The organism is Vibrio kagoshimensis, from assembly GCF_050337535.1.
Taxonomy (GTDB): Bacteria; Pseudomonadota; Gammaproteobacteria; order Enterobacterales; family Vibrionaceae; genus Vibrio; species Vibrio gallaecicus.
This window is the reverse complement of the sequence record NZ_JAKJSZ010000013.1, coordinates 63,899-87,931: the sequence shown is the minus strand read 5'-3', so window position 1 is coordinate 87,931 and position 24,033 is coordinate 63,899. Positions and strand designations below refer to the sequence as shown.

At 42.6% G+C, this 24,033-nt stretch carries 23 protein-coding genes; 11 read left to right on the top strand and 12 right to left on the bottom strand.

Going from position 1 to position 24,033, the window contains the following annotated elements:
* Positions 1–111: 111 nt before the first annotated feature.
* The 3 genes from L4C37_RS13895 to pfkA all read left to right on the top strand — a co-directional run bounded on the left by L4C37_RS13895 (position 112) and on the right by pfkA (position 2,987).
* Positions 112–609, top strand: coding sequence for a CpxP family protein (locus tag L4C37_RS13895; RefSeq protein ID WP_429768948.1), 498 nt, complete (start codon positions 112–114; stop codon positions 607–609).
* Positions 610–798: 189 nt separating this feature from the next.
* Positions 799–1,710, top strand: coding sequence for a CDF family cation-efflux transporter FieF (fieF, locus tag L4C37_RS13890; protein WP_137375058.1), 912 nt, complete (start codon positions 799–801; stop codon positions 1,708–1,710).
* 314 nt (positions 1,711–2,024) lie between these two features.
* Complete coding sequence (pfkA, locus tag L4C37_RS13885) at positions 2,025–2,987, top strand: 6-phosphofructokinase (protein ID WP_137375059.1); 963 nt, start codon at positions 2,025–2,027, stop codon at positions 2,985–2,987.
* A gap of 229 nt (positions 2,988–3,216) precedes the next feature.
* Here the strand turns inward: pfkA and tpiA are convergent, their stop codons facing one another.
* Positions 3,217–3,987 carry a triose-phosphate isomerase gene (gene tpiA, locus L4C37_RS13880; RefSeq protein ID WP_012604968.1) on the bottom strand — a complete coding sequence of 257 codons (771 nt, stop codon included), beginning with the start codon at positions 3,985–3,987 and terminating at the stop codon, positions 3,217–3,219.
* A gap of 250 nt (positions 3,988–4,237) precedes the next feature.
* Between tpiA and L4C37_RS13875 the strand changes: the two genes are divergently transcribed.
* Both L4C37_RS13875 and L4C37_RS13870 read left to right on the top strand, forming a co-directional pair.
* Entirely contained in the window at positions 4,238–4,585 is a 348-nt protein-coding gene (locus tag L4C37_RS13875) for a 5-carboxymethyl-2-hydroxymuconate Delta-isomerase (RefSeq protein WP_137375060.1), read from the top strand.
* 128 nt (positions 4,586–4,713) lie between these two features.
* Positions 4,714–5,136, top strand: coding sequence for a DUF805 domain-containing protein (locus L4C37_RS13870; protein WP_429768947.1), 423 nt, complete (start codon positions 4,714–4,716; stop codon positions 5,134–5,136).
* Between the two features lie 75 nt (positions 5,137–5,211).
* On the opposite strand, the gene L4C37_RS13865 is transcribed toward L4C37_RS13870, so the two are convergent.
* From L4C37_RS13865 to glpX, 3 genes are all read right to left on the bottom strand, one after another.
* Complete coding sequence (locus L4C37_RS13865) at positions 5,212–5,571, bottom strand: DUF3135 domain-containing protein (RefSeq protein ID WP_137375062.1); 360 nt, start codon at positions 5,569–5,571, stop codon at positions 5,212–5,214.
* Between the two features lie 107 nt (positions 5,572–5,678).
* Positions 5,679–6,299, bottom strand: a complete 621-nt coding sequence (locus tag L4C37_RS13860; RefSeq protein WP_429768946.1) for a helix-turn-helix transcriptional regulator — start codon at positions 6,297–6,299, stop codon at positions 5,679–5,681.
* 246 nt (positions 6,300–6,545) lie between these two features.
* The gene (gene glpX / locus L4C37_RS13855) at positions 6,546–7,553 is read right to left on the bottom strand and encodes a class II fructose-bisphosphatase (protein ID WP_429768945.1); all 1,008 of its coding nucleotides are present in this window, start codon (positions 7,551–7,553) and stop codon (positions 6,546–6,548) included.
* Positions 7,554–7,874: 321 nt separating this feature from the next.
* On the opposite strand from glpX, the gene zapB reads away from it, so the two are divergent.
* A complete protein-coding gene (gene zapB, locus L4C37_RS13850) occupies positions 7,875–8,117 on the top strand; it encodes a cell division protein ZapB (RefSeq protein ID WP_137375065.1) in 243 nt (80 codons plus the stop codon).
* Positions 8,118–8,257: 140 nt separating this feature from the next.
* Here the strand turns inward: zapB and rraA are convergent, their stop codons facing one another.
* The 7 genes from rraA to priA all read right to left on the bottom strand — a co-directional run bounded on the left by rraA (position 8,258) and on the right by priA (position 16,409).
* On the bottom strand, positions 8,258–8,833 hold the full coding sequence (gene rraA / locus L4C37_RS13845) for a ribonuclease E activity regulator RraA (protein WP_137375066.1): 576 nt from the start codon (positions 8,831–8,833) through the stop codon (positions 8,258–8,260).
* Positions 8,834–8,905: 72 nt separating this feature from the next.
* Positions 8,906–9,823 (bottom strand): 1,4-dihydroxy-2-naphthoate polyprenyltransferase, encoded by a 918-nt coding sequence (locus L4C37_RS13840; protein WP_429768944.1) that lies wholly within the window; start codon positions 9,821–9,823, stop codon positions 8,906–8,908.
* 189 nt (positions 9,824–10,012) lie between these two features.
* Positions 10,013–11,350: an ATP-dependent protease ATPase subunit HslU gene (hslU, locus tag L4C37_RS13835; RefSeq protein ID WP_137375068.1), complete on the bottom strand. Its 1,338-nt coding sequence runs from the start codon at positions 11,348–11,350 to the stop codon at positions 10,013–10,015.
* 164 nt (positions 11,351–11,514) lie between these two features.
* Positions 11,515–12,063, bottom strand: coding sequence for an ATP-dependent protease subunit HslV (gene hslV, locus L4C37_RS13830; RefSeq protein WP_137375069.1), 549 nt, complete (start codon positions 12,061–12,063; stop codon positions 11,515–11,517).
* Positions 12,064–12,331: 268 nt separating this feature from the next.
* Positions 12,332–12,871, bottom strand: coding sequence for a cell division protein FtsN (ftsN, locus tag L4C37_RS13825; protein ID WP_137375070.1), 540 nt, complete (start codon positions 12,869–12,871; stop codon positions 12,332–12,334).
* Between the two features lie 111 nt (positions 12,872–12,982).
* Positions 12,983–13,990: a DNA-binding transcriptional regulator CytR gene (gene cytR / locus L4C37_RS13820; RefSeq protein ID WP_137375071.1), complete on the bottom strand. Its 1,008-nt coding sequence runs from the start codon at positions 13,988–13,990 to the stop codon at positions 12,983–12,985.
* Between the two features lie 217 nt (positions 13,991–14,207).
* Positions 14,208–16,409: a primosomal protein N' gene (gene priA, locus L4C37_RS13815; RefSeq protein ID WP_137375072.1), complete on the bottom strand. Its 2,202-nt coding sequence runs from the start codon at positions 16,407–16,409 to the stop codon at positions 14,208–14,210.
* A 344-nt stretch (positions 16,410–16,753) separates the two neighbouring features.
* Between priA and rpmE the strand changes: the two genes are divergently transcribed.
* A complete protein-coding gene (gene rpmE / locus L4C37_RS13810) occupies positions 16,754–16,969 on the top strand; it encodes a 50S ribosomal protein L31 (RefSeq protein ID WP_137375073.1) in 216 nt (71 codons plus the stop codon).
* A 211-nt stretch (positions 16,970–17,180) separates the two neighbouring features.
* The gene (locus L4C37_RS13805) at positions 17,181–18,491 is read left to right on the top strand and encodes a malic enzyme-like NAD(P)-binding protein (protein ID WP_137375074.1); all 1,311 of its coding nucleotides are present in this window, start codon (positions 17,181–17,183) and stop codon (positions 18,489–18,491) included.
* 164 nt (positions 18,492–18,655) lie between these two features.
* Here the strand turns inward: L4C37_RS13805 and metJ are convergent, their stop codons facing one another.
* Positions 18,656–18,976, bottom strand: coding sequence for a met regulon transcriptional regulator MetJ (gene metJ / locus L4C37_RS13800; RefSeq protein ID WP_004415993.1), 321 nt, complete (start codon positions 18,974–18,976; stop codon positions 18,656–18,658).
* 205 nt (positions 18,977–19,181) lie between these two features.
* On the opposite strand from metJ, the gene L4C37_RS13795 reads away from it, so the two are divergent.
* From L4C37_RS13795 to metF, 3 genes are all read left to right on the top strand, one after another.
* Positions 19,182–20,366: an O-succinylhomoserine (thiol)-lyase gene (locus L4C37_RS13795; RefSeq protein ID WP_273296996.1), complete on the top strand. Its 1,185-nt coding sequence runs from the start codon at positions 19,182–19,184 to the stop codon at positions 20,364–20,366.
* Complete coding sequence (locus tag L4C37_RS13790; protein WP_429768943.1) at positions 20,366–22,777, top strand: bifunctional aspartate kinase/homoserine dehydrogenase II; 2,412 nt, start codon at positions 20,366–20,368, stop codon at positions 22,775–22,777. Before L4C37_RS13795 ends, L4C37_RS13790 begins: the two co-directional genes overlap by 1 nt.
* Before the next feature lie 286 nt (positions 22,778–23,063).
* Positions 23,064–23,963, top strand: a complete 900-nt coding sequence (metF, locus tag L4C37_RS13785; RefSeq protein WP_137375077.1) for a methylenetetrahydrofolate reductase — start codon at positions 23,064–23,066, stop codon at positions 23,961–23,963.
* Positions 23,964–24,033 lie beyond the last annotated feature (70 nt).

The window sequence follows — 24,033 nt, the reverse complement described above, 5'->3', positions numbered from 1 at the left end:
ATTCTTTACGCTTTCTAAACGTTGCTTTACAAGCTAGCCACTATTCTACACTCAAGCGCTGAGAAACAGCCCACAAACAACCGAACCGTGACACGAATTGAGGCAATGATTATGAAAATGACTAAGAAACTTGTTCTAGCAGCAACTGCACTTCCACTAATGTTAGGCACTGCAAGCGCGTATGCTTTTGGCGGCGGTGATAAAGGACATCATGAAGGCTTCAAAGGTAAGTGTGGCGGTTTTGATAAGAAGATCATGCGCAAACTTGACCTAACTGATGCTCAGAAAGACCAGCTAAAAGAAATGCGTGAAGCGGGTCGTGAAGAAATGAAAGGTAAGCGTGCAGAGAAAATGGCGAACATGCAGCAGCACCAAGAAAAAGTTCAAGCGCTAGTTCTTGCTGATACTTTTGATGAAGCTGCAGCAACAGAATTGGCGACTCAGATGGTAGAAAAGCAAGCTGAACGTCGTGTTGCAATGCTTAAGAAGCAACACCAAGTGATGAGTATTTTAACTGAAGAGCAAAAAGCCGAGTTCCAAGATATTCAGCAAAAGCGCATGCAGAAATGTACTGAAAAAATGGAAAAACACATGAGTAAGCAAGGCTAAGCCTTCTGCTATTATCCGAGTGTTTTGTTACACCAGAATGTGTAAATAATTGATTAAATAAGCGACCTTGTGTCGCTTATTGTCGTTTAAGCATTCTAATTTTTAAGATAGAACATATTTTAACCTGTCATATTCAAGCTTTAGATTGCACGTTATACTTTGTTAACTCAGTCACTATATAGCCAGATTATGAAACAAGAATACGCTCGTTTAGTTACCTTAGCCGCTTGGGCGGCAACTATTATCGCCTCCATTTTGTTGATTGTGAAAGTGGCAGCTTGGTGGGTTACCGGATCAGTCAGTTTGCTGGCTTCTGTTGTTGACTCTCTGCTCGATATCGCGGCTTCAGTCGTCAACTTGTTGGTGGTCCGTTATGCATTACAACCTGCAGATAAAGAACATGCGTTTGGTCATGGAAAGGCGGAGTCATTGGCGGCTTTGGCTCAGGCGATGTTTATTTCTGGTTCTGCCTGCTTCCTTATTTTAAATGGTGTCGAGCGATTCTTCAGACCCCATGAACTTAACTCCCCTGAAATTGGTATATATGTCAGCTTATTTGCGATGCTGATGACCTTTGGGTTAGTTCGTTTCCAAAAACATGTGGTTCGCCAAACGGGTAGCCAAGCCATTGCCGCCGATTCCTTGCATTATCAATCTGACCTTTATATGAATGCTGCGATTATGCTGGCATTAGCGTTGAGTTGGGTTGGCTTTGGACAAGCTGACCCTGTGTTTGCTGTTGCTATTGGTCTTTATATTCTTTACAGCGCGTACCAAATGGCAATGGAAGCTATTCAATCTTTGCTTGATAGAAAGCTGCCTGATGATGAACTTCAGAAAATCAAAGATGCTTCGTTAAGCGTGGAAGGAGTGCTCGGTGTTCACCAGTTACGAACTCGTCGTTCTGGTCCTATTCGATTTATTCAACTGCATTTAGAGCTAGAAGACCAAATCCCACTTATTGAAGCGCACCGTATTTCTGATGAAGTAGAAGCAAAACTTATTTCAGTTTTCCCATCTGCTGATGTATTAATTCATCAAGACCCGTATTCCGTTGTTTTTGGTCCTGAAAAAGAACAAAAGTTTCAAGATTGGTCTTAATTGAGTGAAATGGTAAGTGATTGGATTTTGGACTACAGTGAGTAAAACCAAAGCGTCAGTGGTTGGTTTTCTCTACTGAGTAGTGAGCGTCTTAATAACAATTGTTGTTGATTCTGATATGAATCAACAAAGTATTTGAGTAAAACTGTAATACTCTTACATAAGTAGAAAAGTTACATAATTTAGTGCGATTAAAGTGGTATTCCTGTTGAAGAAATGTAACATAGCGCACAAATATAGAGTTTAAATATTGTTGATATACCGTCAGCAAGCATAAGAATTGAATAATAAATTCCCAAAAATCGAGGGTGAGCATGATTAAGAAAATCGGTGTTTTGACAAGTGGCGGTGACGCTCCAGGCATGAACGCAGCAGTACGTGGCGTAGTTCGTACCGCACTATCAGCTGGCATTGAAGTTTACGGCATTTACGATGGCTACCAAGGTCTAGTTGAAGACCGCATTCAACAGCTTGATCGTTCAAGTGTATCTGACGTGATTAACCGTGGTGGTACTTTCTTAGGTTCTGCACGTTTCCCTGAGTTTAAAGATGTAGCTGTTCGTGAAAAGGGCATTGAAAACCTTAAGAAACACGGCATCGAAGCTCTTGTGGTTATCGGTGGTGACGGTTCTTACATGGGTGCGAAAAAGCTTACTGAAATGGGCTACCCGTGTATTGGTCTTCCTGGCACTATCGATAACGATATTGCAGGCACAGATTACACAATCGGTTACCTAACTGCACTTAACACTGTTATTGATTCAATTGACCGTCTTCGTGATACTTCTTCTTCTCACCAACGTATTTCAATTGTAGAAATCATGGGTCGTCACTGTGGTGATCTAACTCTGATGTCTGCAATCGCAGGTGGCTGTGAGTACATAATCACTCCTGAAACTGGCTTAGATAAAGACCAGCTAATCGGTAACATTCAAGACGGCATTGCGAAAGGCAAAAAGCACGCAATTATCGCTCTGACTGAACTGATGATGGATGCTAACGAACTAGCCAAAGAAATTGAATCAGCAACGGGTCGTGAAACTCGTGCAACGGTTCTTGGCCACATTCAACGTGGTGGTCGTCCAACAGCATTTGACCGTGTACTTGCTTCACGCATGGGTAACTACGCTGTACACCTTCTTGCTGAAGGTCACGGTGGTCGTTGTGTTGGTATCGAGAAAGAACAGCTTGTTCACCACGATATCATCGATTGTATCGAGAACATGCAAAACCCAGATCGTTCAGACCTATTCAAGGTTGCTGAAGAGTTATTCTAAGCAAACATTAGACTTTGTCTGAAAGACTTAAAAATATTAAAAGTTTATAAGTCTGAAAAATTTAAAAACCGCTGATTAACTTCAGCGGTTTTTTTATGCCTGGCTTTTATACCGCTGAAGTTTCTAATTGAGCTGAACAGTATAGAAAACTGAACATATTAGAAAAGCAGGCAATAAAAAAGGCCAACCGAAGTTGACCTTTCATTTAACTTAAACGGTAAAGTTTAAATTAAGCTTTTGCTTCAGCTGCTGCTTTAGCGATAGCTGCGAAGCTTTTCGCGTCTAGAGCTGCACCGCCAACTAGAGCACCGTCGATGTCTGGTTGTGCGAAGTAAGCTGCTGCGTTTTCTGGCTTAACAGAACCGCCGTATTGGATAACAACTTTCTTAGCAACGTCTTCAGATTTCTCTGCAATGTGTGCACGGATTTGAGCGTGGATGCGTTGTGCATCTTCAGCTGTAGCTGCTTTACCAGTACCGATAGCCCAGATTGGTTCGTAAGCGATGATAGCGCCTTCAAGAGCTTCAACACCTTGAGTGTTGATAACAGCGTCAAGTTGACGAGCACATACAGCAACAGTTTCGCCTGCTTCGTTTTGTGCTTCAGACTCACCAATACAAAGAACAGGAGTTAGACCGTTCTCTTTTAGGAATGCGAATTTCTTAGCAACAAACTCGTCAGATTCAGCGTGGTATTCACGACGCTCAGAGTGACCGATGATGATGTGAGATGCGCCGAACTCTTTAAGCATTGCTGGAGACATGTCGCCAGTGAATGCACCGCTGTTGTTTAGGTCAGAGTTTTGAGCACCTAGGATGATAGCGCTGCCTGCTTCAGTAAGCGTACGCTCAGCAAGGTCAACGAAAAGTGCAGGTGGAGCAACTGCTACGTCTACGCCTGTCACGCCTTCAAGTTCAGCGTTAAGACCGTTTAGTAGATCAACAACCATTTCTTTGCTGCCGTTTAGTTTCCAGTTACCCATAACTACAGGATGACGCATAGGAATATCTCCAAAGTATTTAAATAAATCGAATGTAAAAAAGTAAACTTTATTACGAAATAATATAACAGATTAATATCAACAGATCATGACTGTGGTCATTACTTTCTTGGATCTTACTCAATGGTCAGAGTAGATTTTGAGCATATATCAGTGATCCGACAGACAGAATAATAGCGAACTTCTCGGATTTTTCATCGTTAGTTGATATTAAGGGACAAACGATTGCGTATTAGTATAGGAATTGAGAATGCCAAATTTAGTTTTAGAGTATTCAAACTCAGTGGATGAGCGAGTTAATATTCAAGGTTTGTTAGAAGACCTTCACCAAGTGGCACTTGTATGTGGGTTATTTGATGCGACTTCTGTGAAGTCTCGTTCACTGCGTTGCCATAATTGGTTGGTGGGTGAGGAAGGCGATAATGTCGATTTTATCCATATCAGTTTTGAACTATTATCGGGGCGTACAGAAGAGCAAAAGCGAGATTTATCTCGCCAATTAATGCAAACTTTACAAGAGCAAGCGAGCCACGTTCGTAGTCTTACTGTTAATATCCGAGATATGGATAAGACTTGTTTTCAAAAAGTGATTAACTAGCAGTCATGATTAACTTGTTGTAATGATTAATTAGTTAAAATAGTTAGCTGATCTAACCAATTTTTATTTTGCTGTCATATTTATTTTTGCTGTCAAAGCTGTGATGGCTAATTTTTTGAGTATCTAAGATGTCGATGAAAGAACTGTTGTTTTCTTTCAAGGGTAGAATTGGCCGTAAGGTCTTCTGGACTTGGAATGTTATTTATTATGTTTTAATTGCGGGCTTTGCAACCGGCATTTCTGTGTTATTCCCAGCGTATGCTTATATATTGCTACCTGTTTTCTTATTTTTCCTACTTGTACCTGATTTAGCGATCACTTCAAAGAGGTGGCATGACAGAGGAAAATCCAACCTTTGGTTACTGCTTAATATTCCTTTGGTACTAGGACGCTTAGCAACACCAGCCGCCACACAGAGTGTTGACGGTGCATCACCATTACAAATGGTTGCGACTACCGCTGCTTTGGCTTGTGGGCTGTGGATTCTGGTGGAGTGTGGCTTTATGAAAGGTACTGATGGAGAAAACCAATACGGACCAGAGTCTAAGTAGGTGTAGGTAAGCTGAGGTCTGAATAAATTCGGCATTCTAAAAAGGAGACTTAGCAGTCTCCTTTTTTATTTGAATTTAGTCAGCGTCATGGAATGTTTTCTTATGAGGGGGCTGAGGTTTAAAAGGAATAATCACAGCTTGTGGGGAATCAATTCGTACATCACCTTCTAGCATGTCTTGAAATTTACCCATCTGGCAGCAAAGCTCTTGCATCAACACAACATTGGTGTGATCCGGATTTTTACAGCGGCTGACGACGAGATCGATGTGGCATTGCTGTGCTCTAAGCCTGTCTTGCATGGATTCTGATGCAGAGCAAATCATATCCTCGCACATGTCATGCTTAAATTGATTAAAAGCGTCGGGATCCTTTTGTGCAAGATCGACAAGTTCATCGAATGATGGGAGAGGTTGTTCTAGCTGTGGGTATCCCATAGAGACTTCCTTCGTACTGTAATAACAATTTCATCAGTACATTAAGCATAAGAAAGATTATGGGGGATATTGTATCCGTTTACTCTTTTCTCAAAAATGAGAATGCATTAGAGCAAAGGCGTTAAGGTATAAGTGCAGCGGCGTTTACCTTCAATAATGTGTTCTGAGCGAGTAACTTCACATTCACCACTCAATAACTCTTTGAATATATTAAGCTCTGATTGGCATAGGCTTGGGCAACGTATAGCTGCTTTACAAATTGGGCAGTGATTCTCAATTAAAATATAGTGATCGTTTTCGTCAATAAGCTCTGCCATATATCCTTCGTTTTCTCGTAAATCAGCAAGTGTTTGCAATTTACTTGGCAGGTCTGAGCAATGAGATAGGGCTTCTTGGTACTGTTTGAAAGTGTGAGCTTCACGCTCAGCGGTGACTTTTTCCAGTCCTTCTTTACCAAATAAGTGTTCAACAGCATCAATAAATTGAATGGTTAATTCACCGTGACGATCTGAAAATTGCCCATGACCTTTCTGAGTCAGTGACCAGTGACGAGTAGGGCGCCCAACTTTAACTTTTACATCATGAAACGCGAGAATACCGTCATCTTCCAAACTTTGTAGGTGTTGTCTTGCGCCCATCGTCGTCATGCCAAACGCTTCAGAAAGTTGTTTAGCAGTAACGGCACCTTGGCGCTTGATAGTTTGTAAGATTTTGTCGCTCGTTTTCATGTTATTCCTACCTTATGAACCCTACTATTATGGGGCAAGGTGTTTATAAAGAAAACCTCTTACTATCTCTTGAGTTCTTTTATGCTATTTAATCGAAGAGCTTGCGGGGGAAGACAGAAGATTTTATAGGGATAATAAAAAGACTGATACCTGAGTATCAGCCTTCTTTTTTATTAAGCTCTGTTATTACTAAGCCTGATAGCGATCAGTGTTTATTATGACCGGTATTCATTATGGCGATTTTCTTTAAAGAATATGACCGATCACTTCTGGGTCTTTACGCTCTAGGTAGTGAATCGATTTGATGCGACGAATAGTACGGCAGCGACCACGAATGAGCAGGGTCTCAGTTGTCGCAATATTGCCTTGGCGTGTAATACCTTCAAGCAGGTCACCTTTAGTAATACCTGTCGCAGAGAATACAACATTGTCGCTGCGAGCCATGTCTTCCATTTTTAGGACGATGCCAGCGGTTACGCCCATTTCAGCACAACGCTCAAGTTCAAGTTCACCGTGTTTGCGGTTCTCTTCTGTGTCGCCTTTTACTTCGTGGCGAGGCAGTAATCGACCGTGCATGTCGCCATCTAGTGCGCGAATTACAGCAGCAGAAACCACACCTTCAGGAGCGCCGCCGATGCAGTACATTACGTCTACTTCGCTGTCTGGCATACAAGTTAGAATTGAAGCGGCAACATCGCCATCAGGCACAGCAAATACACGAATGCCCATTGTTTGCATTTGTGCAATAACTTCATCGTGACGAGGCTTAGCAAGCGTGGTGACTACTAGAGTATCAAGGGTTTTACCTAATGCTTTAGCGATATTTTCTAGGTTTTCTGTTAGTGGCAGTTCTAGGTCAATAACGCCTTTAGCGCCAGGACCAACCACTAGTTTTTCCATATACATGTCGGGTGCTTTTAGAAAGCTTCCTTTCTCACCTGCAGCCAGTACAGCCAAGGCGTTAGATTGCCCCATCGCCGTCATGCGGGTTCCTTCAATTGGATCTACTGCGATATCTACAGCATCACCACCAATACCTACCTCTTCACCAATGTATAGCATTGGAGCATCATCTATCTCGCCTTCACCGATAACAATTTCACCGCTGATTTCTGTTTTATTAAGTAAGCTACGCATTACTTCTACAGCAGCGCCATCGGCAGCGTTTTTATCGCCACGCCCGAGCCACTTATAACCTGCTAGTGCGGCACCTTCTGTGACACGAGAGAATGACATTGCTAAATCGCGTTTCATGCTGACTCCAAAACTTTCAAAGGGGGAATAGAAATTTGCGGCGAATTTTATCATACCTCAAAGGGAACGTTTGCTTTTTTACTTTTGAGGGTTTGCCTTTGATCAATATGAGGCTCGAAATTTGAAATATTCAATAAAATGATGAGTTACCACAGTTGCTTGCTATTGCTCACGTCAATATTCGGTGAATTACGATTATTTTTTAGTCGAATAGTGCAAAATATCGAATATAGAGAGTGTTTATCGGGGCTCTGCTGAGTAGAATGGGCGATAAGTGGAGTGAACCTTCAACTCGAATAGATAATTTAAAGGTAGGCCGACATGTCTTTTGATGTATTAGAAAAATTAGAAGCAAAAATTCAAACTGCAGTAGATACAATAGCACTTCTTCAAATGGAAGTTGAAGAACTTAAGGAAGAGAAAGAGCAGCTTACATCTGAAGCTAACGAGCTTAAAATAAGCCGTGAAGCATTAGAGCTTAAATCTCAAGAAATGCAGAAAGAGCATGAAGCTTGGCAAGACCGCATCCGTAACCTTTTAGGTAAAATGGATGATGTAGAGTAATTAGCTCTCTGAATTAGAAAACGCCCGCTATTTTTATAGCGGGCGTTTTTGTTTTTGTTCAGTTTTATCTGCAAGACGACTTAGCAAGTCGGCGTTTAGCTCATTAGATCTTAGGCCATTAGTTACAGGTTTATTAGTTACTAGCGAATTGGGTCATATGTTTCGTTATCAGGTGAATCATCTTGCTCATCGACTTCAAGATCATCATCCATGTCATCGTCATCTAGAACCAAATCTACATCAAGCGGCTCTTGAGATAAGATAACACCAGTGTTGTCGGCATACAGGTGATCTTCAGGAAGGAAAGTCACGCCACCAAAATTAACAGGTACGTCCGTTTCGCCATTGTGTTGTTGGGTTGCGCCAACCGGAATAGAGGCTAGGGCTTGGATGCCTAAATTCATATCTTCTAGTTCATCGACTTCACGTACACAGCCGTATACGACAAGACCTTCCCACTCATTCTCTTCGGCTAGTAGAGCAATTTCTGCATCAATTAAGGCTTTACGTAGAGAGCCTCCACCATCAATTAGCAACACTCGACCAAGACCATCTTGTTCTAGGACGGAACGAATTAAAGCATTATCTTCAAAACATTTTAACGTGGTGATTTTACCGGAGAACGATGAGCGACCTCCAAAGTTGCTGAACATAGGTTCAAGTACATCAACTTGGTCTAAATAAATATCACACAGCGCAGAAGTGTTGTATTCCATAGTTTACCTTTTGAACAATGAGCTTATCTTGAGTATATCGGTGCATTAACCCTTTGCAATCATTCCCCATAATTAACTGAGCAGAGTTTGAGCTACAACAACTCCTGCAAATAATAGGTTGGTAATTAATGAACACTTAACAATGACCGGCATCATAGGGGCAATTTGGGCTGGTTTTTGAGTATTCCAAACGGCTTTACCGTGTTTATAGACGGCGATAATGCTCAGTAAAAATGGCAAACTTATCCAAAGCGGCTTTTCTTGGATAACTAAGTAAGCAGAGAAGGCAACAATGGCACTGCCTAATAATAAGAAATGATAGTGCTTAGCTTTTGTTTGACCGAGACGAACTGCCATGGTGCGTTTTCCGCATTCGCTGTCATTTTCAATATCACGCATGTTATTGATATTAAGGACTGCGACAGCCATTAAGCCACAACCTAAAGCAGGCAGAAACAAGCTAGGCTCAACATTCCCAGTGTGTAAGAAGTAGGTGCCGGATACGCCAAGTAAACCAAAGAAGATAAAGACAGATAAGTCGCCTAACCCAATGTAGCCGTAAGGCTTGTTTCCTACTGTATAAGCAATAGCCGCGACAATGGCGAGAACACCTAATGCGATAAATGACAAAATACTTTCCAGTGTGCTTAATGCGTGGAAAATTAAAACCAAGCCCGCCACCATGGTAAATATGATGTTCAAAATGATGGCTTGCTTCATTGTTTTGGCGTTTACTGCGCCAGATTGCATGGCTCTTACTGGACCTAATCGATTATCGTTGTCAGTACCTTTAACAGCATCGCCATAGTCATTGGCGAGGTTGGATAATATCTGTAAAAGGGTTGCGGTAAGGAAAGCCAATAAAGCGATCGAAAGCGAGAACTGATCCGTGGAAAATGCCAAGCTACTCCCGGTAAGAATAGAGACAAGTGCCAATGGCAGAGTTTTTGGTCGTGCGGCATCAAGCCAAATCAGTAGAGATTGTTTCATCGTAGATACATTTCTTTATCAGTTCACCTTCATTAGCGGTGAGCTTAAGTGGTAAGTATATGGTGTCATACAGTGATTTCAGTATACGCTCATTTTTTGGGTATTAAAAAGCCCACTCGGAAGTGGGCTCTTATTAATGTCATTAGCCGTCATTTCTTTGCGATAACGCAAATGTTCGACTTTTTTGTGCTACAGGATAAAGCGACTTAAATCTTCATCTTCTACAAAACCACCTAATTTCGCTTTCACGTACTCAGCGTCGATAGTCAGTTTTGTACCAGGTTTGTCTGTTGCTTCGAATGAAATCTCATCCATTAGACGCTCCATAACAGTATGAAGACGACGAGCACCAATGTTCTCTGTTGTCTCATTGACTTGCCATGCTGCATCTGCAATTTGTGTGATGCCATCTTCTGTGAAATCAACATCAACATCTTCTGTCTTCATGAGCGCGATGTACTGTTCTGTCAGAGATGCTTTTGGCTCAGTTAGGATACGTTTGAAGTCGTTACTTGAAAGTGCTTCAAGCTCTACACGAATCGGTAAACGACCTTGTAGTTCAGGTATAAGGTCAGACGGTTTCGCTACTTGGAATGCACCAGATGTAACAAACAAGATATGGTCTGTTTTCACCATGCCATGTTTTGTTGAAACGGTACTGCCTTCAATTAATGGCAATAGATCGCGCTGAACACCTTCACGAGAAACATCAGGGCCAGAGCTATCGCCGCGCTTACAAATTTTGTCGATTTCATCAATGAAGACAATGCCGTTGTTTTCAACGTTGTAAATTGCGCTTTCTTTCAGTTCTTCTTGATTGACTAATTTTGCAGCTTCTTCTTCAGTCAGTGCTTTTAAAGCATCTTTGATTTTCAGCTTGCGCTTTTTCTTGGTGTCACCTGCAAGGTTTTGGAACATACCTTGAAGCTGATTAGTCATTTCTTCCATGCCCGGAGGAGCCATGATTTCCACGCCCATTTGCGGAGCGGCAACGTCGATTTCAATCTCTTTATCGTCTAGCTTTCCTTCGCGTAATTTCTTGCGGAAGATTTGACGAGTGTTTGATGAGCTTGTGTCTTCTGATTGCTCATTTTGACCCCAAGCATCACGTGCTGGTGGAAGTAGGGCATCTAGTACGCGTTCTTCAGCTTGTTCTTCAGCGCGGAATTGTACTTTTTCCATTGCTTGCTGATGAGTCATTTTGATTGCAACGTCTGTTAAGTCACGAATGATGGTTTCAACTTCTTTACCAACATAACCAACTTCAGTGAATTTCGTTGCTTCAACTTTGATGAACGGTGCGTTCGCCAGTTTTGCTAAGCGACGCGCAATTTCAGTTTTACCAACACCTGTTGGACCAATCATTAGAATATTTTTTGGAGATACTTCAACGCGCAAGCTTTCTTCAAGCTGCATGCGACGCCAGCGGTTACGTAGTGCGATTGCAACTGAGCGCTTTGCGTTATCTTGACCAATGATGTGGCGGTTAAGTTCGTGAACGATTTCACGAGGAGTCATCTCAGACATGGTGTTTCCTTAATTCTTTTAATCACGACTGCAATTGAATATCAAAATAACAGTTCTGCTGTTGGGCGTTAACTTCATACTTGGTTTGCGTATAAGTCATATACATAAATGAGCTTATGTGCGCATGAGCTATTTGTGCTCAGACATATTGAAGATGCGGCTGATTATTCAGGCTTAGGCAGTTCAACAGTGCTTTCAAGCTCTTCAACAGTGTGGTGATGGTTTGTGAATACGCAGATGTCACCAGCAATAGTGAGTGACTTCTCTGCTATTTCACGAGCATCTAAATCGGTATTTTCAAGCAGAGCTGTCGCGGCTGCTTGCGCAAAGTTACCACCAGAGCCAATGGCAATGAGGTCGTTTTCAGGCTGCACAACATCACCATTACCTGTGATGATCAATGATGCTGTTTCATCCGCAACCGCTAGTAAAGCTTCTAGCTTGCGAAGTGCGCGATCACTGCGCCAGTCTTTAGCAAGCTCAACGGCTGCTTTTGTTAAATGACCTTGGTGCATTTGCAGTTTGCTTTCAAATTTTTCGAATAGCGTGAAAGCATCAGCAGTACCGCCAGCAAAACCTGCCAGTACTTGGTTGTTATATAGGCGGCGAACTTTACGGGCATTGCCCTTCATCACTGTATTGCCTAAAGATACTTGTCCATCACCCGCGATGACGACTTTATTATTACGACGTACAGATACAATGGTAGTCACGAGTAGGGCCTCTTGTTTTTTTGTCTTTTGGGTATACAGGTTATATGAGGATAAAGAGCCGATAATTCAAGGAACCGCACAACTCAGAAATCAAATAGATGTGTAAATGAACGTAAGAATAAAGTTAGGAGAGATCTTTAAGATGAAAGAAGCAGTAAAGTGCTGGGGATAATGCTTGAGGGCGCTTAAAAGATAAAAGCCTTCACAAGGAAGGCTTTTAAGAGGTTGATACTTTAGTTGAGGTATTTTTGTGCTCACTGAAATACCACTATTGGGTTTCTTTCCAAATAGCACACGGCTCAATTTTAGCTCGTTGTAGCTTATGTCGGTCGCGCTCAGCATCGCGTTTTAAATCGTAAGGTCCAAGCACTACTCGGTACCAACTGCTGTTTTCTTTTTTGCGAACTTTACTGTTGATGCCTTGGAAAGCGATATCTAACTTGCGTGCTTCCGCTTGTTTCAGTGTTTTGTACGCACCACACTGCATGATATAAGGAATGTCAGATTTCTTCTGCTCTTTTGCCTTTACTTCAACTTGGCGGCTTGGCAGCGTTTCAACGTAATCCCACTTTTCTTCTGGAGGCGGTGGAATAGGTTTCGCAGCTTTAGGTTTTGGCTTGGGTTTTGTCACCACCGGTGTAGGTGCTGGTGGCTCTGGGTCTGTGCTAAGCAGGTATAATCCATAACCGAACCCACTAGCTAGTAGGATCGCTAAAAGACCACTACGCCAAGGCTTACGGCGAGGGGCTGTCTTTTTGGTCGGCTTCTTTGTTCCACGACCGCGTCTTGCGTAATCTTTATTGGCCACTGAGCATTTCAACAGTTGATGATTCAACTTTCATGGTAATCCAGATCGCGAGTGGATAATAGTGTAGAAATGGAAGCGGCACATCAAAATGTGCCGCAAAGAAGTGCTTTTCTATTGAATGCGTGGTGGAGCTGTACTTCCTCGTACGATCAACTCTGTTTCAAGCAAGCGGGAACCAGCTTGAACATCATTGCCTTTCAATACGTCCAGCATCATTAGCATCGCCTGACGACCAATCTCGTAGCGAGGTTGTGAAATAGTGGTGAGCGGTGGATCGCAGTATTGTGCGAATTTAATGTCATCGAAGCCTACCACAGAAAGGTCTTGTGGAACGCGTAGACCTAACTTCTTCGCTTCTTGAATCGCACCGATAGCCATAGCATCGTTGTGACAGAAGATAGCAGTTGGAGGTTCTGGCAGTGCGAGCAGTTGGCGAATCGATTGCGCGCCAGCTTCAAAAGTAAAATCGCCAACCGTGCCATAGGCAGGGTTCATTGTGATACCTGCTCGGCGTAGTGCTTGCTGGTAACCTTGCTGACGAAATTGACAGAGTGTCGCAGACGTTGGACCTGAAATTTGCCCTATACGCTTATGACCAAGTTGAGTGAGATAGTTCACGGCTTCAAATGCAGACGTTAAGTTGTCTATATGGACAGTCGGAAGCTCAAGATCTGGGGCAAACTCACAAGCCATTACCATGGGAGGTAAATTCTTTTGCTCGGGTTTACTTAAGTCAAATGGATGATCTGTACCGAGTAACAACATGCCATCAGCTTGTTTGGTGAACACTAAATTTACAAAAGAGCTCTCACGCTTCTTTTGTTGTCCACTATCGCCAAGTAACACAAGGTATCCGTGTTCAACCGCAGCATCTTCAATCCCACGGATAATTTCCGTAAAGTAAGGGTCACAGATGTCTGGGACAATAGTTACTATGGTTTTAGATTCGTTGCGACGTAAGTTTCTAGCTAACGAGTTAGGTGAGTATCCAGCTTCAAGTACGGCATTTTCAACGCGTTTACGAGTTGAAGATGATACTTTTTCCGGGTTCATAAGCGCTCTTGATACTGTCGCTGTAGAAACCCCTGCAAGCTGGGCAACATCCTTCATTGTCGCCATAAATTAAACCCTCTTTAAATTCCTTTGTATGCCACTGAAATCGGCAATCATTATTCTTTTAATTGATTAACTTCCATGAAAGCAATGCTTACACTTATGTGCTTGAAATATACTATTCATTTAGAGCACATAAAGTTACGGGTAGATTAACAAAAATTACACGACTCGTGTGAAGTAGCTCACGAGAAAACTGAAATCTCTGAAGCACCGCATACTTTTAACTGAGATCTTGAGGCTCTATATCGATCGACCAGCGTACTTTTTTTGCAGTTGGTAACATATTGATAGCTGGTTTCGCACTCATTAATAACTTTTGCATTAATGAACGAGTTTGAGTTTGTAAAACTAATTGCCAGCGTGACTTTCCTGCACGTTTTGCTAAAGGTGCGGGCGTTGGTCCGAGCACCATACAAAACCCATCATAAAGTGGATGTGCTTCAAGGGTATGACGAACCTGACGTAAAAAATCTTCCACCAAATATGGATCGTTGGCTTCAGCTCTAAATAACGTCATGAAAGTATAAGGAGGCAGCATAGCCTGTTTACGTTCGGCTAAGGCAGTTTGCGCAAAGTGGTTATAGTCTTTATGCAGTAAAGCCTGAAGAAGCCCATGTTCAGGGTGATGGGTTTGTAAGATCACTTCCCCAGGTTTACTGGCACGACCTGCACGTCCCGCGACTTGAATGAATAACTGGGCGAGTCGTTCTGAGGCTCGAAAGTCACTGCTATAAAGTGAACCATCGACATCGAGTAGGGCAACTAAAGTTACATCTGGAAAGTGGTGCCCTTTAGCGAGCATCTGCGTTCCGATAAGTATTTGGAACTCACCTTTACGTATGGATTCTAATGCTGTTTCTAAGCTGCCTTTACGGCGAGTGCTGTCTCTATCAATTCGTATTGTTTTATAATCAGGGAATAGGTGCCCTAACTGGGTTTCTAATTGTTCGGTACCCACGCCATGTGTTACTAGTTGGGTTGAACCACAACCTTGGCAATGGTGTACAACATGCTGTTGAGAACCACAGTGGTGGCAACGCATTTCATTGCTGTTTTGATGATAGGTATAATAAGCATCGCAGCGTTTACATTCTGCCGTCCAACCACATTCGTGACACATTAAAGCAGGAGAAAAACCACGGCGGTTTAAAAACAACATGACTTGGTTGCCAGACTGCAAATGACGTTGCATTTCTGCAATCAATGAAGCTGATAATCCACTTTCTAAATATTCCCCCTTCACATCCAGCACTTTGTTGGTTGTAGGAAGCGCGACCCCCGCTCGGTTGGTTAGTCTTAAATAGTGATACTTACCGGTTTGAGCGTTATGAAGGGTTTCAAATGCAGGAGTAGCAGAGCCGAGGACTACCGGTATTTGTGCTTTATGCGCACGCATTATCGCCACATCTCTAGCATGATAACGAAGGCTGTCTTGTTGCTTGTAGGATGCGTCATGTTCTTCATCAACAATGATGATACCTAGATCTGAAAAAGGGGTGAACAGTGCTGAGCGAGTGCCTATTACGATTCCTGCTATTTTATCACGGGCTGACAGCCAAGCATTAAGACGTTCAGTATCATTAAGCCCAGAGTGAATTACCTCGACAGGCACATTAAAGCGTCGTTTGAATCGGTTAATGGTTTGTGGCGTTAATCCAATTTCAGGAACAAGAACAAGCGCTTGTTTACCTTGCTCTAAAATTGGCTTAATCATGTTCAAGTAAACTTCAGTTTTCCCTGAGCCAGTGACACCTTCAAGCAAAAAGCAGCCAAAATCTGTCTGGCTATTGACGGTCGCGATAGCAATGGCTTGTTCTTCATTGAGCTTTGGCTTGTCGTGGTCGTTTTCTAGTTCTTTAGACCAAGCGATACGCATCGGCTTTTTTTCAAGAGACTCAATCCAGCCCTTTTCTTGAAGTGTTTTTAAAACCGCGCTTCCCACTTCCTCATCAATAAATTCTTGATGGGGCACGGATCCGTTTTCCAGCATTCTCATGACTTTTGCTTGCTTAACGGCACGCCCAAAACCTAGCATTAACTGATCTTTACCTTGAGGTGTCAGCTGCCATTCAACCAAGGTGGCAAAATCTGCATCTTTACCTTTACGTAAAGCAGAAGGTAATGCATTGGCGAACGTTTCCCCAAGAGGGTACTGATAAAACTGACTGCACCAAACTAACAAAGAATAAACCGAGTCAGACCAAACGGGTTGATTGTCCAACAACGCTTTAATTGGTTTGAGCTTGTCTAAGCTAAATTCGGATTCATTGACTAGCGCTGTGACTATGCCTGTTAATGTTTGACGCCCAAAAGGTACAGATACACGACCGCCAATAATAGGGAACAGGTGACTAGGTATTTTGTAGTCAAACTGCTTATCTAAAGGGACTGGTAGTGCGACACGGGCGATAGTTGGGCGCATAAAGTGACAGCTTTATTTTGAATAGGAAGTGACGAAACAGTCTAAAGGATAAGCCCATGAAATTCGAGAAACAGTTTGGTATCGCTTCATAAAGGCTGTGTTTTTTAATGGCTTAGCGACGTTAGAGAAGAACTGATATTGGCTTTTAATATAGAAGGGAAAAAAGGTTGGTGAAAAATGTATCAAATCAGTTGATCCTACTTCTCAGATTCATTACTATACTGCGCCTTGAAGGTATGGCTTTGTATCCTTGTGTTACGAAGCGGTACTTTTAATTATTTTTTAACTACGTGTGGTGTCCGGCTTAGAATCGGATGGCGACACGGCCTAATTGAGGTTATCCCATGAAAGCTGGAATCCACCCAGAATACAAAGCTGTTACAGCTACTTGCTCTTGCGGCAACACATTTGAATTCAACTCTACTCTAGGTAAAGCTGGTATTCACCTAGACGTATGTGACAAATGTCACCCATTCTACACTGGTAAGCAACGTATCGTAGATACTGGCGGCCGTGTTGATCGCTTTAACAAGCGTTTCGGTGCTCTTTCTAGCAAGTAGTAATACTCGCTAGATAGACATCCAAAAGGACACTTCGGTGTCCTTTTTTGTTGCCTACCATTTAGAGATTTCAACTGTTCACTGGTCTTATTAGTAGTCAAATCTCGTTTTTTAGTGAGACTGATAGGTAAACCACCTAGGAACTTTGAAGTACATCTATTAACATGAAGAGGATTCCCCCAAATAATAATATCTTAGGAAACCTACGCTCATGTCAGACGACACTCGCCAGGCTCAATCTTCAAAAGAGCCATTATCAGCAGAAGAAAAATTATCTGCTCAAGAACAATTTCGCCAGCAAGCTCTTGATTATCATGAATTCCCTATTCCAGGTAAAATTGCCGTTGAGCTGACTAAGCCGGCAAATTCAGCTGAAGACCTTGCTTTAGCATACAGCCCAGGTGTAGCTGAGCCTGTTCGAGAAATCGCACAGAATGTTGATAACGTTTATAAGTACACAGGTAAAGGCAACATGGTTGCAGTTATCTCTAACGGTACTGCGATTTTGGGTTTAGGTAACCTTGGTCCTATCGCTTCTAAGCCTGTAATGGAAGGTAAAGCTCTTCTGTTTAAACGTTTTGCTGGTTTAGATTCTATCGATATTGAAGTAAAACACCGCACAATCGATGAGTTTGTCGACACGGTAGCGAACATCGCAGATACTTTTGGTGGCATCAATTTAGAAGATATCAAAGCACCAGACTGCTTTGAGATTGAACGTCGTCTTATCGAACGTTGTGATGTGCCTGTATTCCATGATGACCAACACGGTACTGCTATCGTAACGGCTGCAGGTATGCTGAATGCCATCGAACTTCAAGGTAAGCAGCTAGAAGAATGCAAGATTGTTTGTTTAGGTGCGGGCGCGGCTGCGGTAGCGTGTATGGAGCTACTGATTAAGTGTGGCGCTCAGCGTGAAAAAATCTACATGCTAGATCGCAAGGGTGTGATCCACACTCGCCGTGACGACCTAAACGAATACAAACAGCTTTTTGCAAACAACACAGACAAGCGAACGCTGGAAGATGTGATTGAAGGTGCTGACTTATTCTTGGGTGTATCGGGTCCTAACTTATTACCTGCAGAATCTCTGAAGCTGATGGCTGATAAGCCTGTTGTATTTGCATGTTCAAATCCAGATCCAGAAATTAAGCCAGAGCTTGCTCATGAAGTGCGTAATGACTTAATCATGGGTACAGGTCGTAGCGACTACCCGAACCAAGTTAATAATGTGCTTTGCTTTCCGTTTATCTTCCGTGGTGCGCTAGATGTGCGAGCTAGCGAAATCAACGATGAGATGAAACTGGCAGCAGTCACGGCGATTCGTGAACTAGCAAAAGAAGAAGTTCCTGCTGAAGTATTAAAAGCGGCGGGAGCTGATGCACTGACATTTGGGATGGATTACATTATTCCGAAGCCAATGGATCCACGCTTATTGCCTCGCGTAGCGAAAGCGGTAGCACAGGCTGCAGTTGAATCTGGTGTTGCTCGTATCGAGATGCCTGAAAATTATATGGCTTAATGTTACGTCTTTAGCATTTAACTCATAAAAAAGCCGAATCATGGAAGCATGATTCGGCTTTTTTGTATCTTGGTATGACAAGCTTACACTTGAAATACAGAAGTTAGGTTCAAACTATTGTCACAAGCAAATGAAAATATGAAGGGTATAGACGTGATTTATTTTTATTCTTCGTCAAACGCTTCGAATTCGATACCCATCTCTGTCATTAGTTTTTTCACTTCAGCAGGGATATCGTCTGGGCGGTCTTTACGTAGATCTTCATCCGTAGGTAACGGTTGACCTGTGTAGGCATGAAGAAAGGCTTCACATAGCAATTCACTGTTTGTGGCATGGCGTAAGTTGTTTATCTGACGACGAGTACGTTCATCAGTTAGCACCTTTAATACTTTTAGAGGGATAGAAACCGTAATTTTCTTTACTTGTTCGCTTTTCTTTCCATGCTCAGCATATGGGCTTATGTACTCACCATTCCAATCTGCCATTGTGTACCTTCATCATTTTTGTAGTTAGATTAATTTAGAAGGTGATTTTAGCGGGATTTACCGCCATAAGCAAAGACATATGGACGTCTAGAAGTGTTGACGTCTTATGTTTATGGCAGTAAAGTGAATAACATATATCTAACACAGCTGCAAAACGCCGACAAGCAGCTGTTATATCCTGAACCCAATTTGTAAGGAGACACCTATGAGCAGCCGGAAGCCAGCCACAATTGCCGTTCGAACCGGTATTGAGTCAGACACTCAACACCATGCCGTTGTTCCACCAATTTATCTTTCGACAAATTATGGTTTTCCCGCTTTTGGTGAAGTGCCTAAATATGACTATACGAGATCGGGCAACCCGAACCGTGGGTTATTAGAAACAGCGCTCTTCGAACTGGAATCAGGAAAGGGTGCCGTTGTGACCAACTGCGGTACATCAGCATTGAACTTGTGGGTGTCTGCATTTCTAAGTGGTGACGATTTAATTGTTGCTCCACATGACTGCTACGGTGGAACGTACAGACTGTTTAATACACGTTCTCAAAAAGGGGACTTCAAAGTCCTGTTTGTTGATCAATCGGATCAAACCGCATTAGATGCAGCTATTGCTCTCAAGCCCAAATTAATCTTACTTGAAACACCTTCTAACCCTCTAGTGCGAGTGGTCGATATTGCAGAAACGTGTCGTAAAGCAAAAGAGGTCGGAGCGTTAGTTGCTGTCGATAATACGTTTTTGACACCTGTGTTCCAAAAGCCTCTAGAGCTAGGTGCTGACTTTGTTATTCACTCCACAACTAAATACATTAACGGTCACTCAGATGTAATTGGTGGTGTGGTCATCACTAAAACAGAAGAGCATGCTGAAGAATTAGGATGGTGGGGTAACTGTATAGGCGCAACAGGTACGCCATTTGATAGCTACATGACTTTACGTGGTATTCGTACTTTAGGTGCTCGTATGCGTGTACATGAAGAAAGCTCTCGTGAAATTTTAACAGCGCTTCAGCAGCAAGATTTAGTCGGCACTATTTATCACCCAAGCTTACCTGATCACCCTGGTCATGAAATTGCCAAAAAGCAGCAGTTAGGCTTTGGTTCTATGCTGAGCTTTGAGTTCGCAGGATCTTTTGAAGCGTTGAAGTTTTTTGTTGGTGAGCTAGAGCTGTTCTCGTTGGCAGAATCTTTAGGTGGTGTTGAAAGTTTGATTTGTCATCCAGCTTCTATGACTCACCGTGCAATGGGGGAAGCTGCTTTGGCTGAAGCGGGTGTATCTCAGCAACTTCTACGTTTGTCTGTAGGTTTAGAAGACGCGGGCGATCTTATTGAAGATCTAAACCAAGCGTTTCTTAAGACACATAACTTCATCGAGAATGGGGAAGCGAGCTAATGAGTGTTTTACGCCAACTGCATAAATTTGGTGGAAGTAGTTTAGCTAACCCAGAATGCTATCAGCGAGTTGTGAATATATTGAAAGAGTATTCAAGCGCGACTGATTTGGTTGTGGTCTCCGCTGCTGGTAAAACGACTAATCGTTTAATCGAGTTCTTAGAAGCACTAGATAAAGATGGGCGTTTAGCACATGAATGCCTACAGTCATTACGTCAATTCCAACTGAATTTAATTGAAGAGTTGTTAGAAGGTGATCAAGCTGCTCATCATCTTGGTTTAGTTCAAGCGGAATTCACAGCGTTAGGTGAATTGAATTCTCCACTGACTGAAGCGCAAAAGTCTCAAGTGCTAGGTCATGGTGAGGTCTGGTCTTCAAGGTTACTTGCTGAACTTCTTTCTCAGAGTGATCTACAAGCTATCGCGCAGGACGCTCGTGAATTCTTACGAGCGGAAGCGGGAACACAGCCAGAAGTTGATCGCTCGCGCTCTTACGCTTTAATTAAAGAAGTGCTGGCGCAACATACACATTGTCGGGTTGTGATTACGGGCTTCATGGCTCAAAACAGCGAAGGCGAAACCGTTCTTTTAGGGCGTAATGGTTCAGATTACTCTGCAACGGTTATTGGCGCGCTAGCTGAAGTTGACCGAGTGACTATTTGGAGCGATGTAGCCGGCGTTTACAGTGCGGACCCAAGGCTAGTATCGGATGCGTGCTTATTGCCTTTACTTCGTTTGGATGAAGCCAGCGAATTAGCCCGACTTGCTGCTCCTGTTTTACATAGCAGAACCTTACAGCCTGTTGCTCAAAGTGCGATGGATTTAAGTTTACGTTGCAGTTATCAACCAGAATCGGGCTCCACTCAAATTGAGCGTGTATTGGCTTCCGGTCGTGGTGCGAAAATTATTACGTCTCTGGATGAAGTTTTATTAATCCAAGTAACGTTTGGTCACGGGCACGATTTTGAGCGTTTGACTACCGATGTACTCGAAGGGTTGAAGCGTGCTCAATTAGAACCGCTAGCATATGAATTACAACCAGACCAATATTGTATTCGCTTGGCGTACACTGAAGAAATTGCTGGTGGTGCTTTAGAATACTTACAAGACCATGCTGTAGAAGGCGAGATTAAACTTAAAGAAGGCTTCTCTTTGGTGGCTGCGGTTGGAGCGGGTGTGACGAAAAACCCGAATCATTGCTATGGCTTTTATCAGCAGTTAAAAGACTCACCGGTAGAGTTTATCTCAGAGGCTTCTTCTGGATTAAGCTTGGTTGCAGTGATGCGCAAAGCTGACACATCTATTTTAGTAAAAGGTGTCCATTCCCAATTATTCCAAGCACAGAAACGAGTTGCTATCGCACTATGCGGGAAAGGAAACATTGGTTCGAGTTGGTTAAGTTTATTTGCAGAACAGAAAGCTGAACTAGAAAAGCGCCGTGGTATGAGCTTTGATTTAGTGGCAGTGATTGATAGTCAAACTTATTGGTTTGATGAGCAGGGCATTGACCCTAGCACTGTGCTTACTTGTTTCTCAGATGAAGCGGTAAATAATAACGGTAGTGACTGGCTTGAGCGTTTAGGCGAAATACAGGGTTATGATGAAGCGGTTGTATTAGATGTCACAGCCAGCAAATTGCTTGCTGATAAATATTTAGATATCGCTAAACAAGGGGTTCACCTGATCTCTGCAAATAAAGTGGCAGGTTCAGCATCCAGTGAATATTATCATCAAGTCCAAGATGCTTTTTCTAAAATCAGTCGCCACTGGTTATATAATGCAACAGTAGGGGCTGGGTTACCGATTAACCATACAGTTCGAGATTTACGTGAAAGTGGTGATGATATTATTGCTCTTTCAGGAATCTTCTCTGGTACTTTGTCTTGGCTGTTTCAGCAATTTGATGGCAGCGTTCCATTTAGTGAATTGGTAGATCTAGCATGGCAACAAGGTTTAACTGAACCAGACCCTCGAGCTGATTTAGATGGATCTGATGTGATGCGTAAGCTAGTGATCTTAGCACGTGAGTCAGGGCTAGATATTGAACCTGAAAACGTGAAAGTAGAGTCTTTAGTGCCGAAAGAGCTACAAGATTTGTCTGTAGATGACTTCTTCGATAAAGCTTCGTTGCTAAGTGATGAATTGGCAGAACGTTTAACTAAAGCTCAATCACAACAGAAAGTACTTCGTTATGTTGCTCGTCTTGAAAAAAATGGTAAAGCAACGGTAGGCGTAGAGGCTTTATCTAAAGAGCATGCGCTAGCGAACCTACTGCCATGCGATAATATTTTTGCGATCGAGAGCAAATGGTACAAAGATAATCCCTTAGTGATTCGAGGACCAGGCGCTGGTCGAGAGGTGACAGCAGGAGCAATTCAGTCCGATTTGAATCGTATGTCTAGCTTATTTTAATACCTTTAATGGTTGATTGTTCTGATTAACCAAGCCGCAATAACCCATAAATATGGCTGAAAGTAGAATTTATTTACTTTCAGCTTTTTTGTTTCTTTTCGGTGATTATCTATTCTCAAGCTCTGACCTTCTTCTTGAGCTTTACTCACGATCTACTTGAAAAAAATTCATAATGGATCAGTTGACATTAAATCGTATTCAATACATTCTGGAGACATATAGACGTCTAAACGTCGCTAGGGATTTGAAAATATTTAGTGGTTGCTTTTGCCACAGGGAGAGTAAGATGGGATATACGCACGCAGGTCATATCGACGCTTTGAATCAAAATATTGCTGAGCTTTCAGATAATATAAACGTGTCATTTGAGTTTTTTCCGCCGAGTAGTGAAAAGATGGAAGAAACGCTGTGGAATTCTGTTCACCGCTTGAAAACTCTTCAACCTAAATTTGTTTCAGTAACTTATGGAGCAAACTCTGGCGAGCGTGATCGTACTCACTCTATTATTAAAGAAATCAAAAACCAGACAGGTTTGGTAGCAGCGCCACACTTAACATGTATCGATGCAAGTCGTGATGAACTGATCCAGATTGCTGACGATTACTGGGCGAATGGCATTCAGAGTATTGTTGCGCTACGTGGTGATATTCCTGAAGGTGGCGGTGCTCCTGAGATGTACGCGTCTGATTTAGTCAATTTACTGAAATCCCGTCACGACTTTGATATCTCTGTTGCAGCTTTCCCTGAAGTGCACCCTGAAGCAAAAAGTGCTCAATCTGACCTTATTAACTTGAAACGTAAAGTTGATGCCGGTGCTAACCGTGCTATTACTCAATTCTTCTTTGATGTTGAAAGCTATCTACGTTTCCGTGACCGTTGTGTGGCAGCAGGAATTGATGTTGAAATCGTACCGGGCATTTTACCAGTATCTAACTTTAAACAAGCTTCCCGCTTTGCTGCGATGAATAATGTGAAAGTACCAGGCTGGATGGCGCAGCAGTTCCAAGGCTTGGATGATGATCCAACGACTCGTCAACTTGTAGGTGCTAGCCAAGCGATTGATATGGTTCGTACCTTAAGTCGTGAAGGTGTGAAAGATTTTCACTTTTATACACTGAACCGTGCAGAAATGACTTATGCACTGTGCCATACATTAGGTGTTCGACCACAAGTGGTAGCTGTTTAATCCATTTTCTTTAGATACAAAAAAGGCTTGGACTCTAAGAGTTCAAGCCTTTTATCTTTATAGACAGTCG

Bases quoted from the DNA above. Each gene is read 5' to 3' on its own strand.
- metJ (WP_004415993.1), bottom strand. From the start codon at position 18,976: ATGGCAGATTGGAATGGTGAGTACATAAGCCCATATGCTGAGCATGGA.
- metF (WP_137375077.1), top strand. From the start codon at position 23,064: ATGGGATATACGCACGCAGGTCATATCGACGCTTTGAATCAAAATATT.
- L4C37_RS13895 (WP_429768948.1), top strand. From the start codon at position 112: ATGAAAATGACTAAGAAACTTGTTCTAGCAGCAACTGCACTTCCACTA.
- L4C37_RS13790 (WP_429768943.1), top strand. From the start codon at position 20,366: ATGAGTGTTTTACGCCAACTGCATAAATTTGGTGGAAGTAGTTTAGCT.
- L4C37_RS13840 (WP_429768944.1), bottom strand. From the start codon at position 9,823: ATGAAACAATCTCTACTGATTTGGCTTGATGCCGCACGACCAAAAACT.
- rraA (WP_137375066.1), bottom strand. From the start codon at position 8,833: ATGGAATACAACACTTCTGCGCTGTGTGATATTTATTTAGACCAAGTT.
- tpiA (WP_012604968.1), bottom strand. From the start codon at position 3,987: ATGCGTCATCCTGTAGTTATGGGTAACTGGAAACTAAACGGCAGCAAA.
- rpmE (WP_137375073.1), top strand. From the start codon at position 16,754: ATGAAAGCTGGAATCCACCCAGAATACAAAGCTGTTACAGCTACTTGC.
- zapB (WP_137375065.1), top strand. From the start codon at position 7,875: ATGTCTTTTGATGTATTAGAAAAATTAGAAGCAAAAATTCAAACTGCA.
- priA (WP_137375072.1), bottom strand. From the start codon at position 16,409: ATGCGCCCAACTATCGCCCGTGTCGCACTACCAGTCCCTTTAGATAAG.
- L4C37_RS13870 (WP_429768947.1), top strand. From the start codon at position 4,714: ATGTCGATGAAAGAACTGTTGTTTTCTTTCAAGGGTAGAATTGGCCGT.
- L4C37_RS13875 (WP_137375060.1), top strand. From the start codon at position 4,238: ATGCCAAATTTAGTTTTAGAGTATTCAAACTCAGTGGATGAGCGAGTT.
- L4C37_RS13795 (WP_273296996.1), top strand. From the start codon at position 19,182: ATGAGCAGCCGGAAGCCAGCCACAATTGCCGTTCGAACCGGTATTGAG.
- L4C37_RS13805 (WP_137375074.1), top strand. From the start codon at position 17,181: ATGTCAGACGACACTCGCCAGGCTCAATCTTCAAAAGAGCCATTATCA.
- pfkA (WP_137375059.1), top strand. From the start codon at position 2,025: ATGATTAAGAAAATCGGTGTTTTGACAAGTGGCGGTGACGCTCCAGGC.
- cytR (WP_137375071.1), bottom strand. From the start codon at position 13,990: ATGGCGACAATGAAGGATGTTGCCCAGCTTGCAGGGGTTTCTACAGCG.
- fieF (WP_137375058.1), top strand. From the start codon at position 799: ATGAAACAAGAATACGCTCGTTTAGTTACCTTAGCCGCTTGGGCGGCA.
- glpX (WP_429768945.1), bottom strand. From the start codon at position 7,553: ATGAAACGCGATTTAGCAATGTCATTCTCTCGTGTCACAGAAGGTGCC.
- L4C37_RS13865 (WP_137375062.1), bottom strand. From the start codon at position 5,571: ATGGGATACCCACAGCTAGAACAACCTCTCCCATCATTCGATGAACTT.
- hslU (WP_137375068.1), bottom strand. From the start codon at position 11,350: ATGTCTGAGATGACTCCTCGTGAAATCGTTCACGAACTTAACCGCCAC.
- L4C37_RS13860 (WP_429768946.1), bottom strand. From the start codon at position 6,299: ATGAAAACGAGCGACAAAATCTTACAAACTATCAAGCGCCAAGGTGCC.